This is a genomic window from Curtobacterium sp. MCBD17_028 (assembly GCF_003234875.1).
In the GTDB taxonomy this organism is placed as follows: Bacteria; Actinomycetota; Actinomycetes; order Actinomycetales; family Microbacteriaceae; genus Curtobacterium.
In genome coordinates this window covers 55,524-70,851 of record NZ_QKTQ01000003.1, presented here as the reverse complement: position 1 = coordinate 70,851, position 15,328 = coordinate 55,524, and the positions used below count along the sequence as shown (strand labels likewise).

At 70.7% G+C, this 15,328-nt stretch carries 16 protein-coding genes; 9 read left to right on the top strand and 7 right to left on the bottom strand.

The annotated features are described in order from the left end of the window. Positions 1–46 precede the first annotated feature (46 nt). From DEI86_RS04775 to DEI86_RS04760, 4 genes are read right to left on the bottom strand one after another with little or no spacing between them, the layout of a single operon-like run. The gene (locus DEI86_RS04775) at positions 47–1,903 is read right to left on the bottom strand and encodes a choice-of-anchor G family protein (protein ID WP_111048939.1); all 1,857 of its coding nucleotides are present in this window, start codon (positions 1,901–1,903) and stop codon (positions 47–49) included. Next, positions 1,897–2,862: a hypothetical protein gene (locus tag DEI86_RS04770; protein WP_111048938.1), complete on the bottom strand. Its 966-nt coding sequence runs from the start codon at positions 2,860–2,862 to the stop codon at positions 1,897–1,899. Before DEI86_RS04770 ends, DEI86_RS04775 begins: the two co-directional genes overlap by 7 nt. Next, positions 2,859–3,599: a hypothetical protein gene (locus DEI86_RS04765; RefSeq protein ID WP_111048937.1), complete on the bottom strand. Its 741-nt coding sequence runs from the start codon at positions 3,597–3,599 to the stop codon at positions 2,859–2,861. The genes DEI86_RS04770 and DEI86_RS04765 overlap by 4 nt, the downstream gene beginning before the upstream one ends. Next, positions 3,572–4,246, bottom strand: coding sequence for an acyl-CoA dehydrogenase (locus tag DEI86_RS04760; protein ID WP_111048936.1), 675 nt, complete (start codon positions 4,244–4,246; stop codon positions 3,572–3,574). Before DEI86_RS04760 ends, DEI86_RS04765 begins: the two co-directional genes overlap by 28 nt. Positions 4,247–4,671: 425 nt before the next feature. On the opposite strand from DEI86_RS04760, the gene DEI86_RS04755 reads away from it, so the two are divergent. Continuing rightward, positions 4,672–4,992, top strand: a complete 321-nt coding sequence (locus DEI86_RS04755) for a hypothetical protein (protein ID WP_111011314.1) — start codon at positions 4,672–4,674, stop codon at positions 4,990–4,992. A 153-nt stretch (positions 4,993–5,145) separates the two neighbouring features. Here the strand turns inward: DEI86_RS04755 and DEI86_RS04750 are convergent, their stop codons facing one another. Continuing rightward, the gene (locus DEI86_RS04750; RefSeq protein ID WP_181434605.1) at positions 5,146–5,814 is read right to left on the bottom strand and encodes a TetR/AcrR family transcriptional regulator; all 669 of its coding nucleotides are present in this window, start codon (positions 5,812–5,814) and stop codon (positions 5,146–5,148) included. A gap of 286 nt (positions 5,815–6,100) precedes the next feature. On the opposite strand from DEI86_RS04750, the gene DEI86_RS04745 reads away from it, so the two are divergent. Together DEI86_RS04745 and DEI86_RS16460 are read left to right on the top strand one after the other, a co-directional pair. Next, positions 6,101–6,307 (top strand): hypothetical protein, encoded by a 207-nt coding sequence (locus DEI86_RS04745; RefSeq protein WP_111011312.1) that lies wholly within the window; start codon positions 6,101–6,103, stop codon positions 6,305–6,307. Between the two features lie 126 nt (positions 6,308–6,433). Beyond that, positions 6,434–6,574, top strand: a complete 141-nt coding sequence (locus tag DEI86_RS16460) for a hypothetical protein (protein WP_181435044.1) — start codon at positions 6,434–6,436, stop codon at positions 6,572–6,574. Between the two features lie 34 nt (positions 6,575–6,608). Here DEI86_RS16460 and DEI86_RS04735 read toward each other — a convergent pair whose 3' ends face one another. Further along, positions 6,609–7,352: a CPBP family intramembrane glutamic endopeptidase gene (locus DEI86_RS04735; RefSeq protein WP_181439702.1), complete on the bottom strand. Its 744-nt coding sequence runs from the start codon at positions 7,350–7,352 to the stop codon at positions 6,609–6,611. Between the two features lie 143 nt (positions 7,353–7,495). Here DEI86_RS04735 and DEI86_RS04730 point away from each other — a divergent pair, with 143 nt between their 5' ends. From DEI86_RS04730 to DEI86_RS04715, 4 genes are read left to right on the top strand one after another with little or no spacing between them, the layout of a single operon-like run. Continuing rightward, complete coding sequence (locus tag DEI86_RS04730) at positions 7,496–8,929, top strand: polysaccharide biosynthesis tyrosine autokinase (protein ID WP_111012280.1); 1,434 nt, start codon at positions 7,496–7,498, stop codon at positions 8,927–8,929. Then, positions 8,929–9,531, top strand: a complete 603-nt coding sequence (locus DEI86_RS04725) for a low molecular weight phosphatase family protein (RefSeq protein ID WP_111048933.1) — start codon at positions 8,929–8,931, stop codon at positions 9,529–9,531. The genes DEI86_RS04730 and DEI86_RS04725 overlap by 1 nt, the downstream gene beginning before the upstream one ends. Then, on the top strand, positions 9,528–10,520 hold the full coding sequence (locus DEI86_RS04720) for a hypothetical protein (protein ID WP_111048932.1): 993 nt from the start codon (positions 9,528–9,530) through the stop codon (positions 10,518–10,520). Before DEI86_RS04725 ends, DEI86_RS04720 begins: the two co-directional genes overlap by 4 nt. A 19-nt stretch (positions 10,521–10,539) precedes the next feature. Further along, positions 10,540–12,006 carry a sugar transferase gene (locus tag DEI86_RS04715; RefSeq protein ID WP_258369989.1) on the top strand — a complete coding sequence of 489 codons (1,467 nt, stop codon included), beginning with the start codon at positions 10,540–10,542 and terminating at the stop codon, positions 12,004–12,006. Positions 12,007–12,037: 31 nt separating this feature from the next. Here DEI86_RS04715 and DEI86_RS04710 read toward each other — a convergent pair whose 3' ends face one another. After that, the gene (locus DEI86_RS04710; protein ID WP_181434607.1) at positions 12,038–12,736 is read right to left on the bottom strand and encodes a GDSL-type esterase/lipase family protein; all 699 of its coding nucleotides are present in this window, start codon (positions 12,734–12,736) and stop codon (positions 12,038–12,040) included. Between the two features lie 74 nt (positions 12,737–12,810). Here DEI86_RS04710 and DEI86_RS04705 point away from each other — a divergent pair, with 74 nt between their 5' ends. Both DEI86_RS04705 and DEI86_RS04700 read left to right on the top strand, forming a co-directional pair. Continuing rightward, entirely contained in the window at positions 12,811–14,211 is a 1,401-nt protein-coding gene (locus tag DEI86_RS04705) for a lipopolysaccharide biosynthesis protein (protein ID WP_111012284.1), read from the top strand. Further along, on the top strand, positions 14,168–15,307 hold the full coding sequence (locus DEI86_RS04700) for a glycosyltransferase family 4 protein (protein WP_181439701.1): 1,140 nt from the start codon (positions 14,168–14,170) through the stop codon (positions 15,305–15,307). The genes DEI86_RS04705 and DEI86_RS04700 overlap by 44 nt, the downstream gene beginning before the upstream one ends. Positions 15,308–15,328 lie beyond the last annotated feature (21 nt).

Below are 15,328 nucleotides of genomic sequence, written 5' to 3'. Positions count from 1 at the left end.
GCCTTGCGTGGCGGGAGCTCCCGGTACCGGCGCGGGGCGGCGGGCGTCAGGTGCTCAGTCCGGAGCCGGTGACGCTCACCGGGCCGACCCTCGACGTCGCGAGGTCGAGGTGTGCGAGGTCGGCGCCCTGCCCGTTGCTGACGAGTCCGATCCGCAGCGCGGTCTCGGTGTAGGTCGGGGTCGTGGCCCCGCCGTCGGCTCGACGCCCACCCCCGGTCGTCGTCTGGACGTTCACGCGCAGTGACAGGACCCGCGGCAGCAGCACGGTGACGGACGAGAGTGCGGTACCGAGCGCGGTGATCGTGGTGGCGGCCGTGGTGGCGGTGCTGGACCCCGGGATCGCCGTCGTCAGGAGGTTCTGGAGCGGTGTGATCAGGTTCTTCGTGAGCACGCGCTCGATGCTCCCGACGATGCCACTCGTCAAGCTCGACAGGAGCCCTCCGACGAGTCCGAGGACGCCGCCGCTCAGGGTCACCCCGCCTCCGTTCGCCGCGGCACCACCGACCGTCGCACCGCTCGGCAGCGCGATGGTGAGCCGCGAGCCGAGCACCTGCAGCGTCACGCTGAGGGTGAGCGACGACGCCTGCACGGTGGTGACGATCATGGTCGCGACGCGGCGGACCCAATCGGTCAGCAGGGTGGTGACGTCGACGCTGACCGCGGCGAGGAGGGTCGGATCGAGCACGATCTCGGTGTTCGGGGGCAGGTCGTCGAGCTGGGCGTGCCCGAGCAGGTGTGCGAGGTCGACCTCGACCGTGCCGGTGCTCAGGTCCACGCTCACCGTGTTCGTCGAGTCGGTCAGCGGCCCCGTCAGGCCGTTGATCAGCGCCGTGACCGGGGCGGTGTCGATGGTCGCCTGGGCGCTGCCGAGGCTCAACGAGCCGAGGAGCCCGCCGACGATGCCCACGACGCCCTGCACGAGTGAACCGCTGGGTCCGGTGACCGCACTGATCGTGCCGTTCACCGTCGTCCGGATGTTCGGCACGAGCGCCGCCGCCAGGGGGCTCCTGAGCCGCAGGTCGAGGCTCGCGATGCCGTAGTCGCGGCGGACCGGGTCGGTCGTGGTGGCGGCGGCGCGGACGACGGTGCCCTCGTCCGCGAGCGCCGCGGGTCGGACGACCGCCCCGGTCTCGTCGACCGTCGAGCTGGAGCTGGTGCCCCAGAGCTGGTCCTCGAGCGCGTCGCATCCGTCAAGCTGCGCCGACGACCCGACCGCGCCGACGTCGAGTGCCGGGGAGGTGACGTTCGCGATCGGCCCGAGCGCGCTCGTCAGGTCGAGGGACGCCGGCTCCGGCAAGTCGGCGGACGGGGTGCTGTCCGTGACGAGCACGCCGCCCGAGTTCGACACGAGGCCGGACGCGGCGGTCGTGGCGCCGGTGCTGCTGACGGTCGCCATCTGGTTGACGGCACCGGTCGACCCGGCCGGGAGGCCCGTCCCCAACCCCGTCAGGTCGAGTCCGGCGAGACCGCCGAGCGCGTTCACCTGCAACGGGTTCCCGAACGCGGCGACCGTGGTGTCGCCGCCCGTGTCGAGTGCCGGCGCGGTGACCGGGTCGACCGTGGCCGCCGCGGTGCCGGCCTTGGCCACCGTGACCCCCTCGACGTCCGCGGTGCTGTCGACGGACGTGCCGGCGAGCGTCCCGGTCAGGAACCTGCTCGACGACGTCGCCGTGGAGTCCGTGTCCGTCCCGCACGCGAGTGCGGAGGTGCTGAGTCGGCCGGCGTCCCACTCGCGGTCGGTCCACGACGCCGTGCTCGGGGCGATCGCAGCGGCGACACCGGGGAGTACGACGGCGACGGTCGTTGCCGCGGCGACGACGAGTGCGAGCCGACGGCGGAGGCGTCGGTCCTCGAGCAGGGTTCGGGGCCGGCGGTGTCGTGCGGGGGAGCGGGGGATCAGCATGCGTCCGTCCCGGATGCGGTTCCGGTGCCGGCTGCCCCGGCGGCTCCGGCGCGCTCTCCGGCCGTCCGGTCCGCCCGTCGCCAGCGCACCGCGAGCCCCGCGAGCACGACCGCGGTGCCCAGGAACAGCGGTCCGAGGAACCCACCGCCGGTGAACGCGAGCAGCGTGGAACGGATGGTCGATGCGTTGATCGGGGCAGGGCCTCCCGGCCGAGTGGCGCTGCCGGTGCCGCTGCTGGTGCCCGAGCCGCTGCCGGTGCTCGTGCCACCCGACCCCGGTCCGCCCGTGGCGGCGGGGCTCGGATCGGACGACGGAGGCGCGGAACCCGGCGGCGCGGTCGACGGCGCGGTCGGTGCGGGCGCAGCCGATCCGTCCTGCGCGGTGGCCGTGACGCCGAGCCCGACCGTCGCGGTGAGCCCCATGAGCGCGCTGTCGGATGCGGCGCTCGCCGTGTCCGCGAGCGCGAGGGTGACGAGCAGGTACACCGTGCCGTCGCTGTCGCTCGGTGCGATCGAGAACATCGGGCTCTGCGTCGCCACCTGGTCGGCGGGCGTGCTGCGGGCGATGCTCCAGCCGCCGGTCGCGCACGACGGCGTGCCGTCCACGTCCGTCCAGGCTTGCTGGCAGGCGTCGACGCGGACGCGGAGGCCGTCCGGCGCGGACGCGAGCGCACCGTCCTTCTGCAGTCGCAGGTCCAGGCGCACCCGCTGGTGCTGGTCGACGTGCGTGTGCAGCTGCCAGGACGCGGGATCGCCCGGCGACAGGTCCGGCAGCCGGACCGGGTACGCGTCGCTCATGAGCATGAGCTCGCCCGGATCGCCGGTCTCGGGCACCGGCATCCAGGTCTCGGCCGCGGCAGCGGTGGTCGTGGCGCCGAGCACGGTGGCGACCGCCGCTCCGGCCACGGCGACGGCGGCCCGGGCCGGGAGGCGGTGCTCGCGCTGCGTGCGGACGGTCACGGTTTCCCCGTGGTCGCCTCCGTGCTCGCCGCCGCGTCGTTCCGCGTTCGCGCTCCGGGCGCGGTCCGCTCGCCGGCGGGCCAGAACGCCCAGATGACGAGCAGTCCGACGAGGGCGACGGCCAGCCCGCGAACGGGTGCGCTGGTGACGGTGACGAGCAGCGAACCGACCCGCGGCGCGTGCGCGAGCACGACACCGGCGTGGTCGACGACGTACGGGTTGGGGTCCTCGATCGCGTTGGCGTCACCGCGGAGGGTGAGCGACCGCGCCTCGGGGTGCCCGGGGACGGTGTCGACGCGGACGATGCGGTGCGTGACGGGCAGGTCCGCGTCCGGCTTCGGGACCGTGACGATCATGCCCGGGCGGAGTGTCGCGGCAGGTTCCTGGTGGTCGACCGCGATGCCGCCGGCGGGGATCGTCGGGGTCATCGAGCCCGTGGTGACGACGACGAGTGACAGACCCACGATCTTCGCGACGAGCCACCACGCGACGCAGGCGATGCCGAACACGCCCGCGAGCGTCACGACGACGCCCTTGACCCGCGCGCCGGCGGTGGGCCGGGGTGTCCCGGAGTGCCGGGCCCGCGACGCGTGGGTACGACGGTCGCGGGCCCGGTGCCCTCGCGCGGTGGGGACTGCGAGGGCGGGGGTCCCGGCGGGAGACGTGGCCGCGCCGGGAGTCTGGGTGTCGGTGGTCGTCACGACGTCGGTCAGTCGGAGGTCGACGCGAACTGCCACGCCGGGGTGACGGACAGGCCCTGCAGGCTGTCGGGGCTGCCGGTCGGCAGGGTCACCGCGAAGCAGTACTGCTCGAGCGAACCGGACTGCGCGGTCAGGTGCTGGGTGGCACCCGTCGCGTCCTGGGCGCTCCCGAGGGCGCCGGACGCGATGACGTCCGCCGCTCCCGTGAAGGCCGTCGCATCGCACGCCGCGCCTGCCTGTGGCGTCGCGGTCACCCGGACGGTGAGCGCGTTCCACAGGTCCTGATCCAGGGCGGTGTCCGGTGCGGCGATCGCGTGCTGCAGCGCGACGTCACCGGCGACGGAGTCCGACGTCGTGCGGAGGACGACCGACGCGTAGGTGGTGTCGCCGGGGGACAGGGACATCGAGGGCATCGAGAACCGCATGGACCCACCCGGTTCGGCGGCGTCGTTCGTCCACGTCGCCGAGGCCGCGTCGACGAACGGGGCCGTGACGCTCTGCTCGACCTCGAACTGCGAGGTACCGACGGCGGGGGCGTCATCGGTGCCGGTGCCGCCGAACACCCACTCGGTGTCCGTCCACGACGCCAGCGTGTACCCGAGGCCCCCGAGGACGAGTGCGCCTCCGGCGGCGACGGCGAAGAACTTCGTGCGTCGCGCAGCGCGCGCTGGAACGTCGGCCATGCCTGTCTCCTCGTCCTGATCCTGCCCACGCGGCGGCCACCCCTGGTGGGGAGGTGGCCGAGGCGCCCCTGGTGAGGAGGCGCCGGCGAGACCGGTCGTTGGACGGTCCGTACCGCGTCGGTTCGTGCTGACGATGTTGACAGGACTGGCGTCCAGTGCACAAGGCCCTGCCCCGCAGACTGGGGGCAACGACGAGGCCGCGTCACCCGCTGCGCGGACGTGTCCGGCGGTGTGACGCTGACGTACCCCTGTACCCCACTGCGGGGGATGGCGGGGGTCGCTCCTGGCCGATGATTCCGGGCCTCGTCCTGGGCACGGCTCGGAGGATCCCGGGAGATCCCGGGGCCGACTGGCGCGCACGGACCCGGAGTTCGTACGGTGGAGGAGTACCGCAGACGTACCCCGAAGGAAAGCGAGGCCGCGACATGAGCATGACCATCTCCCACTCCGACGTCACCCTGGACACGGACACCGTGGACACCATCGCGATCCTCGAGGCGGAAGCCGCAGCCGCCGGCCAGGTGACCCGCGCGCAGATCACGTGGACCGAGGCGGACAAGGGCCTCTGGGTCGCGAGCTACGGCGGCTACTACGGCGGCACGGTCGACAAGCAGGGCGCCCACTACTTCGCGTCGGACACCTTCGGCCAGTACATCGGCGACTACGCCTCGCTCGAGGACGCCCAGGCCAAGCTCTCGGAGCACCTGCACCTCATGCTTCCGAACGTCATCCGCCCGATCCGCTGAGCTCGAGCGCTCCACGATCGACGGCCTCACGCCCTCGCTGCTCCGGCAGCGGGGGCGTTCGTCGTTCCGGGCGGTCGCGCGGTCGGCGGTCGCGCGGACGGGTGCGGTCGTGCGACCGCCCGTCCGCGGTCGGGCCGCAGTCGGATCGGCGCGTCAGGCGGGGGGCGCGGCGTCCACCGCGCCGACCTGCTCGAGCACGGCGTCGACGTCCGTCACGCCGACCCCGGCCAGGAGGTCCGCCCACAGCGCCCGGAGTGCCGCTTCGGTGTCGATGGCCTGGAGTCCGCGGCTCTCGGCGTCGAACACACCGAAGCTCGCGTTGAGCAGCCGTCGCGCGAGTTCCTCGGCGGGGCGGTCGGACGGGATCCGTCCGGCGTCGATGTCGATCTGGAACTGTTCAGCCACGTACGCCCGCCACGGCACCGTCGAGCGCGGCAGGGTGATCCCGTTCGCACGCTGGTCGGCCAGGAGGCGCACTGCGGCGAGTGCGCTCGGATGCTCGCGCGCGTCGAGCGCCGCCGTCATGAGGAGGCGCAGCAACCGGCCGAGTCCCGGCGGCGTCGCCTGCTCGACCTCCGCCCGCATCGAGGCCCACGTCTCCTGCTGCTGCCGGACGATCGCCTCGGCGATCTGCTGCTTCGACGCGAACTGGTGGTGCCCCACGGCTGACTTCGGCTTGCCCATGGCCGCTGCGATGCTCGCGATGCTCGTGCCGGCGTAGCCCCGGGTCGCGAACTCCGTCGCGGCGGCGCGCAGGATCGCGGCACGGGTGTTCGCCTTCTGCTCCTGACGGTGGTTGGTCGTCGATCGCTGGTCGTGCATCGCATCACCGTATCCGGATCGGGGAGCGGGGCGGCGAGCAGAGCGGCGAGGACCCTGCGGCACCGCCCGGCCGCCACCGGCCGGTTCGCCAGACGAACGACTTGTGGAACGTGTCCGAACCAGGCAACATGTGTCGCACCTCGCTCCGCGCCGGTTTCGGGTCTGCGCGCGGGGTAGAGGACACCCGTCCGGGGCGGGGGTCGAGGAGCGCTTCCCGGTTCCTCGTTGGAGTACCACGGTGTCGCCGCTCCGGACGAGGTGGTCGGGGACCAGGGGGAATCGATCCATGCCGGACGAGACACAGCCGACGAGCGATGGCGGGCAGCCGCGGCCCCACGTCGAGACGTTCCACCAGCTCCACGACGGCACGCCGATCCTGCTCGCCTGCTTCTGCGAGCGCGGCGAGGACCACGTGACGGTGCCGGCGGGTGATGGGCTGGTCCCGCAGCCGCACTGGCGGGCGCCGCGTCGCCCCGTCCGCACTAGCCCCTGAGGTCCTCTCGCGTTATTCTTCGGCTACCCGAAATCCCGAATCCGCTTGGTTCCTACCCGAAAGGCCACCATGCAACCCGTCTACAACCGCGCCCAGAATCGCTACTCCCGTACGCAGATCCGGCACATGCAGCACACCGCGCAGCGCGACCGCTACGGCCGCTTCCGCGCGACCTGGCACCAGTGGGCCACGCTCGGCGTCGTCACGGCGTCGTCGGTCTCACTCGTGTGGCTCGCGTACGAGCACGTGCACCCGGTCATCCACTGATCGAGCGCCCATGCTCACCGCATCGCGGTCGTGCTCACCGAGGCCAGGTGAGCGCGACCGCGATCGCGTTGAACAGGACGTGCGCCAGGATCGCGCCGCCGAGTCGCTTCGTGACGGCGACGAACGTCCCGAGCAGCAGCCCGAGGACGAACGTGCTCACGAAGGTGACGAACGCCCCCTCGACCGTGGTGTTCGCCACGAGGACGTGCATCGCGGCGAACAGCACCGCGGCAGCGACGACGCCCAGGACGGTCGCGAGCCGGAGGTTGCCCCGTCGGTCGTCCTCGCCGCCGATCCGATCGGCGAGCAGTGGCTGCAGTGTGCCGCGGAAGAACAGCTCCTCGATCACGGGCGACAGGATGCACGGACCGAGCACCGTGAGCGTGAGCACCGCGACCTGGACCCCGCCGCCGAGCACCGGCTGCGGGCTGAGCCCCGTGCTGTCGAACATCGCCAGGTTGAGGAACCCGTCCACGGCCCGCGCCACGCAGGCCATCGCGATGGCCGGGAAGACGTCGAACACGCTGATCCGGAGGCCCAGGCGATCGACGACCGAGGTCGCGCCGCGGTCGCGCAGGTACCAGAGCACCCCCAGAACGAGGGGCACCCACGACGCCAGGTCCGACAGCAGGAGCTGCACGGGAGCGCTCGGCACCGACCCCCGCTGCACGGCGCTGCTCACGATCCGCTCGAGCACGATCACGATCACCAGCGCGATCCCGAGGGGCAGGAGACTCCGGCGACGCGGCGGAGCGATCGTCGGTTCTTCGGCGCTCATGCACTCACCGTAGGGGTCAGCTCCAGCCCGATGTGCACGACGAACCCGATCCCTCCTCATCGGTATGGCACTATTTCCTCACCGGTGGCTGTCACACGACGCATCAGGAGCATCGGTGACGTCAGTTCGGGGAAGGCTGGAGCGTGGAGCTTCGCGACTACATCACGGTGCTACGCAAGGGCTGGATGATGATCCTCATCCTCGCGCTCGTGGGGGTGGCAGCAGCGGCCGGGTTCTCGATCGCCAAGACGCCGCAGTACGCCGCGTCGGCGCAGGTGTTCGTCTCCACCGAGACGAGCGGCAGCGCGTCCGACCTGGCGCAGGGCAACACGTTCACGCAGCAGCGTGTCGTCACCTACTCGAACCTCGTGAGCACGCCGATCGTGCTCCTGCCGGTCATCGCCAAGCTCCACCTGCACATGACGGCCGAGCAGCTCGCCGGCCTCGTCAGCGCCGACGCCCCGACGAGCACCACGCTCATCACGATCAACGTGACCGACGTCGACCCGGTGCGGGCGGCGGACATCGCGAACGCGACCTCGTCGAGCCTGACGAACGTCGTGCAGAACATCGAGGCGACGGACGCGAACGGTCAGAGCACGGTCAAGCTCACCCGCGTCAAGGAGGCCCAGGTCCCCTCGAAGCCGGTCAGCCCGAACGTGCCGGTCAACATCGTCCTCGGCCTGCTCGTCGGCCTGGCGCTCGGCGTCGGCGTGGCCGTGCTCCGCGAGACGCTCGACAACCGCGTCCGCACCGAGACCGACATCGAGCGCATCAGCACCAAGCCGATCATCGGTGGCATCGCCTTCGACAACAAGGCGGCGACGCGTCCGCTCATCGTGCAGGCCGACCCGCGCAGTCCGCGCGCCGAGTCGTTCCGCACCCTCCGCACGAACCTGCAGTTCCTCGACCTCGACGGCCCGGCGCGCACGTTCGTCATGACGTCGTCGGTCGAGTCCGAGGGCAAGAGCACCACCGTCGCGAACCTCGCGATCGCGCTCGACACCGCCGGGTACAAGGTCATCCTCATCGACGCCGACCTGCGCCGCCCGAAGGTCGCGCAGTACATGGACGTCGAGGGCGCCGCGGGTCTGACCGACGTGCTCATCGGCCGCGCCGACCTCGACGACGTCGCCCAGCCCTGGGGGCGCGGTGCGATGCGCGTCATGCCCGCCGGGCCCATCCCGCCGAACCCGTCGGAGCTCCTCGGCTCGCGGAACATGCAGCTGCTCATCGAGCGCCTCGAGCAGGAGTACGACTACATCCTGTTCGACGCGCCCCCGCTCCTCCCGGTCACCGACGCGGCCATCCTGTCGAAGAAGGCGAGCGGCGCGATCGTCGCCGTCGCCTCGGGCAAGACCCACAAGGCGCAGCTCGCCGGCGCCGCGTCGACGCTCGAGAACGTCGGGGCACCGATCGCCGGGTTCGTCCTGACGATGATGCCGACCAAGGGTCCGGGTGCCTACGGCTACGGCCGGTACGGATACGCGTACGGCTACGGGCTGGACAACGAGGACGAGGCCGAGATCCCCCGCAAGCCCAGCGCCGGCGTCGGTCCGCTGCGGAAAGCGGACTGATGGCGACGGGGGAGGGGACCGCCCGTCCGTTCACGATCCTCACCGTCTGCACCGGCAACATCTGCCGGTCTCCGCTGGCGGCGCAGCTGCTCCGCGCGCAGCTCGCCGACCTGCCCGGCATCGTCGTCGCCAGCGCCGGGACCATGGCCGACGACGGCGCGCCGATGGACGTCACCGCCGCCGTGCAGTCGGAACGGCTGGGAGGCGACCCCAACGATCACCGGTCCCGGTACCTCACGGAGCGCATCGTCGCCGACGCCGACCTGATCCTGACCGCGGAACGGGCGCACCGCGCTGCCGTGGTGTCGCTGTTGCCGCGGGCGTCGCGGCGGACGTTCACGATCCTCCAGTTCGCGCGGGTGCTGCGCGGGCTCGAGCCCGCGGACCTGGAGGCCGTGACCGACCTGGCCTCGCTCGTCACGACCGTCGCGGCCGCGCGCGGCATGGTGCCGCCGCCGGCCGACCCGGCTGACGACGACGTCGAGGACCCGTACCGGCGGTCGCCCGAGGTCCACGAGCGCGTGGCCGACGTGCTCGCCGGGGCGGTCGGGACCATCACGACCGCGATCCACTCGACGACAGCAGGGGGCAGTCGGGGATGAGCTCGAACGGGGGGAAGGGGCGTCTGGGCTTCGCGGTGTCGCGACAGGCGCTGGTCTGGGTGGCCGCCGTGGTCGTGGTGCTCGTCGTGGTCGACGTGCTCCTGGTGACCGTGGCGCTCGGGCGGACCGCCCCCGGCGACAACGGTCAGGCAGCACCGATCCCGGCGTTCAGCAGTGTCCCGGCTGCGACCGCGACCCCCACCGCTCGTCCCTCGGCCTCGGCCAGCGCGACCGCCGACCCGACCCCGTCGGCCACCGGGACCCCGACCGCTGCAGGTGACGGTCAGCGGCGGTTCCTCGTTGCCGTCAGCGCCTCCGAGCTCTGGCGCGCGACGTCCGGGTCGTGCACCGGCGGTGACGCCGTCGTCGAGCGGTCGACCGACGGCGGAGCGACCTGGAAGGCGGGATCGACCGCGCAGTACGACGTCCACACCGTCGCCGGGCTCGACGCCGGCGGCGTCAAGACGAGCATCGTCGCCGGCACCGGCGCCAGCTGTGCCGAGACCGCGCTGTCGTCGTACACCGACGGCGAGTACTGGGCCGCGGACGATGCGGCTCTGGTCTCCGACTACGTGACGACCGACTCGCGCATCCACATGTCGTCGGGCACGTCCGCCTCGCCGTGCGCGTCGCCGACCCAGGTCCTGACGAACGGCACCACCGCCGCCGTCGTCTGCCCCGGGGTGCTGGCGGTCCGGCAGACCGCCGCCGACGACTGGGTGCAGGTGCCGGTCTCCGGACTCGTCGCGGCCACCGCCACCGACAGCGGGTTCACGCTCGCACGCACCGGCCGCTCGACGTGCCACGGCGTCGAGGTCGACACGCTCACCACGGCGGCCGCCGCCGCGGGGTCGAAGCCGACCCACGCCGGGTGCGCTCCCGCGACGACCACGAGTGGCGCCGTGGCGATCGTCCAGACCGACAGCAGGGTGTCCGTCTGGAGCGGGTCGCAGGTGCTGACGTCGACCGATGGGGGCGCGACGTGGTGACCGGGAGGCGGCGGCGACCATGACCGCGGAACGCGAGACGGCCCTCCAGACCGACGCATCGACGTTGGGCTGGAGTCGTGCGTTCGCGCGCCGTCTGGTGATCACGGACGTCCTCATCCTGGCGTGGGTGGTGTTCGGCGTGCAGATCGCCTGGCTCGGCCTGCGCTCCAACCTCGTGTCGAACGAGAACGACCTGAAGCTCAGCTACACCGGGATCTCGGTGTTCGTGATCGTGGTGTGGACGCTCGCACTCGGCGTCTACGACACCCGGGGCGACCGCGTGATCGGCGTCGGCAGCACCGAGTACCGCCTGGTCGCGGACTCGAGCATCCGCGTCTTCGGCCTGTTCGCGATCGCCGCGTTCCTGCTGCACCTCGAGCTCGCCCGCGGCTACGTGCTCATCGCGTTCCCCATCGGCATCCTGGTGCTGCTGTTCTCGCGGTGGATGTGGCGGCAGTGGCTCATCCTGCAGCGCAAGCAGGGGCGGTACTCCGCCCGCGTGCTGCTCGTGGGCTCACCCGCCAGCGTGCGCCACATCGCCGCGCAGCTCGAGCGCCAACCGGCCGCCGGCTACCGCGTGCTCGGCGCGGCCGTCTCCACCGGACTCGTCGGCGTCCTGCCGGGTACCGACCTGCACTCCTACGGCGGTTTCGACGACCTGCAGCACGCGCTCGACGCGACGCACGCGGACACCGTCGTGATCACCAGCGCGGACGACCTACCGCCCGAGCGCGTGCGCGAGCTGAGCTGGTCGCTCGAGCCCGGCCAGCAGCACCTGGTCGTCGCGCCGAGCCTGACCGACATCGGTGGTCCCCGCATCCACACGCGGCCCGTGCAGGGCCTGCCCCTGATCCACGTCGAGACCCCGACGTACTCGGGCCGCAAGCTCTACACCAAGCGGGTGTTCGACCTGGCGATCGCCGCCGTGCTCGTCATCGTGCTGTCGCCCGTGTTCCTGCTGCTCGCGATCGCCGTGAAGGTCACCTCGCCGGGCCCGGTGCTGTTCCTGCAGGAGCGGGTCGGCCTCAACGGCTCGACGTTCCGGATGATCAAGTTCCGGTCGATGGTCGTCGACGCCGAGAGCCGGATCCAGGAGGTCAGCCAGCTCGACCGCGCCGAGGGCAACGACGTGCTGTTCAAGATGCGCAACGACCCCCGGGTGACCCGCGTCGGCTCGTTCATGCGGCGGTACAGCCTGGACGAGCTCCCGCAGCTGTTCAACGTGTTGCTCGGCGACATGGCGCTCGTCGGCCCGCGTCCGCCGCTGCAGCGTGAGGTCGAGCAGTACGACCGACACGTGCACCGCCGATTCCTCGTCAAGCCGGGCCTGACCGGACTGTGGCAGGTCAGCGGGCGGTCCGATCTGTCGTGGGAGAACTCGGTGCGGCTGGATCTGTACTACGTGGAGAACTGGTCGATCACCGGGGACCTGGTGATCCTGTGGCGGACGTTGCGGGCAGTGGTGGCGAGTCACGGTGCCTACTAATCGGGCTCTCGACGTCCGGACGTGGGAGCGATCAGCCCTGCGTTCCCCGGATCGCCGCGAGGACGATGTCTGCTATCGCTTCATGTCCGTCGTCGTTCGGGTGGAAGTGGTCGGCGAGGAAGTCGCCCCACTCTCGCAATCGGCCGCGCAGGACCACGTGCTCGGCATCGAGCGCCTGCATCGCCCCCTCGTATCGCTGCGATTCCGCTGGGCTTCCCGCGAAGTACCGTCCGTCGAGACTGGGCTGACCGAGCGTCAACACCCGTGTGCCGCGGGCTTGCAGGTCTTCGACGATCTGCTGCAGGTCATCGGAGAACGAGTCGAGACTCTGGAGCTGGTCGCCTCCGCCGACATGGATGAGTGCATTCCGAACTCGCCAGCGAACGCCGCTCTCGACCATCTGGATCCGCCGCTTGTTCGGGTGGGACGAGAAGTAGGGACGAGGATCCATCCAACCGGTGCGACGCCAACGCGGCGGGACCAGCGCCAGCGCGCGCGGTCGCGGCCGGACGATGCTCTCGGTGATGCCGTGCGCGACGAGAGCGATGGTCGGGCGCTCGGTCAACCCTCGCGTCAACTGCAGGGATTCGGATACTTGCCGAGCAGTACGAGAGAGATCGATCAAGCGATGACCGAGCTCCGCGGCGACGATCTGTCCGTACGTCCGGCGGCGAACGCCGAGACCGTTGGCGATGGAATCGCCCAGCAGGAGAAGCGTCTGTGCGACCACAGGGTGATGGTATCGGCACCTCCAGCGAGAACCACGGTGTCCGGTAGGATCCGGGGTGGCGTCGAGCACGCGGCATGGCACAGGGGCCCCTGTCGTACTCGAACGACACGGTGTCTGTCACGCACGAGTTCGTCATCCTGGCGCACCGGAGATGCATCCTTCAGGAGGTGCTGGTGAGCGCCCGACGCGAACGCAGCACGACTTCCGGCAGCCCGATGGGCGCATCGCGGCTGTACTCCATCGTCCGGGACGCGCGTCAGCTGGAGTTGAAGGCCCTGGCCCAGAGCCCGGTTGTCTGGACGACTGGCATCACCTATCTCGGGATGGGTCTCAGTGTGCTGTCCGCGCCAGCACTCGCTCACGCCCTCGGTGCGACGGGTCGGGGTGAGCTCGCGGCCACCTTCGTCGTCGTTCAGCTCCTTGCGTGGATGGCGTTCCTGGGGGTGCCTCGGGGAGCCGCCGTCGAGGAGAAAGCGCAGCTCGTCACGCCGCGGCGCTCCTACCTCGTGATGACCGTGCTCGGTGTGGCCGCGACCGCTATGGGTTACTTCTCGGCTCCCGTGCTGTACGGGGACACTCCCGTTGTCGAGGTCTACGTCCGTATCGCCTCGCTGACGCTGCTCGCAACGGGGTTCGCGCAGTTCGGGGGAGAGCGGCTCCTGCTCGAGCAGCGGATGTGGAGCTGGAACGCGATCCGTGCAGCGACGCTCGTTCTGCCGTCGTTGCTGATCGTCGTGCTCTACGTCATCGGTCATCTCACGCTCGCGAATGCGTTCCTCGCGACCCTCTCCGGCCAAGCGATCGCCACGCTGCTCGGTGCGGCTTTCGCGTTTCCCACCCGGCGTCGGGCGGGCGTCTCCCGTCGGCTGCCCTGGAAGTTCTCCACCCATTACTGGCTGGCCTCGGCCTTCGACAGTCTCGGTGCCCGATTCGACCAGCTGGCCCTCGGTGCTTTCGTCGCTCCCGCCCACCTCGGCATCTACGCTGTCGCCGTCACCTGCTCATCCGCGTCAGGAGCGTTGACGCAGGCATTGAACAACGCCGGATTCGCGACCTTCTTCGGCGAAGAAGGGCGAGGCAACCTCCGGACCAGGGCCTTGATGGGCTTCGCCAGCTCGGTCGCGTCCGGCGTGCTCATCGTCGCCGTGACGGTTCTCTTCTGGCGCGCGCTGTTCGGGGCGGGTTACGAGGAGTTGCCCGCGGTCACGGCAATCCTGGTCGTGTTCCAACTGCTGAACGACCAGTGGCAGCTCCGGGTTTTCTTCGACTCGGCGGCTCAGAACGGCGTCCGTCTCGTCGTGGCCTCGGCGATCGCATTCGTGGTCATGCTCGCGGGGATTCTCATCCTCCATGGGACGGGGCATCTCGACGAATTGAGCATGGCCTGCGTGATGGCAGTGATGGCGGGGGTGAGGTTGAGTGCACGTTCAAGTGGAATCGGAAGAGCCGCGGCGGCTGGTCGTGGTCGCGCATGACCTCGGTCCCTGGGGAGGGCAGGAACGAGCGCTGGAGGAGTTCGCGCTGAAAGCGGTCGACCAGGGCTACGACGTGCAGGTCGTGGCGTTCAGGGCCTCGGCGGAGGTCTCGGAAGCTGCCACCGTTCACCGTGTTCCTCGCATTCCCGGCCCCTTCGTCCTCCGCTTCCTCTGGTTCTGGGCGTTGTCGACCGCCCGGATACGGACGGCCGCATCTGTGGGACCCGCCGTGGTACTCGCATGCGGTGCGATCACACCGGCGTCGGTGGATGGCGTGTGGATGCACTTCTGGCACGCCGAGCACCTTCGATCGGTGGGTTGGTTCTGCTCCTGGCCGGGCAGCGCCCTGCGATTCGGGTCGCAATCGATCGCTCGTGCTGCGGCCTGGCTCGCGGAGCTCTACGTCCTGCATCTCGGAAGTAGGACGGCGATTCTCGTGGCGGTGAGTCACTCGGAGGCGCGAGCCTTGAGCAAGCGCTATCGACACCGTGATGTCGAGGTCCTTCCGAACCCCGTCCGGACGACGGTGGCGGGATCCCGGGTACGACACAACGATCAGGACGAGCGGGTCGTCGTGTTCCTCGGCGGTGAGTGGGGGCGAAAGGGGTTGGCGTTCGCAGCTCGGTGCCTCGGTGCCTCGAGTCGTCAGATCGGTGCTCCGGTAGCACTGAAGGTATTCGGGGCAGGGAGCCGACGAGAGATCGCCCGCTTGCGGCGTATCGCTGGGCTCCGCGTCGAGCACGCTGCTTGGACGAGTGACCCGGTGTCTGAACTCCTTGCTGCAGACGCGTTCATCCTCGCGAGTCGCTACGAGACGTTCAGCATGGCAGGACACGAGGCTCTCGCAGCTGGGCTTCCCGTGATCACGACTGAGGTGCACGGCTTGGCAGACGCAGTTCGCGAGACCGGTTGCGGCGTGGTGGCGGATCGTTCCGTCGAGGCCTTCACGAGGGCGTTGACTGCGGTCCTCTCTGCTGACCGCGGCGATTCATCTGAACGGGCTCGCCGTTACATCGAGGACCACTTCTCATCGGCTGCGGTTGATCGGGCGCGGGACGAACTCCTCGAGAAGCTCTGGAGTAGACGCATTGTTTGAGATGAGACGAGTAGCACCCCT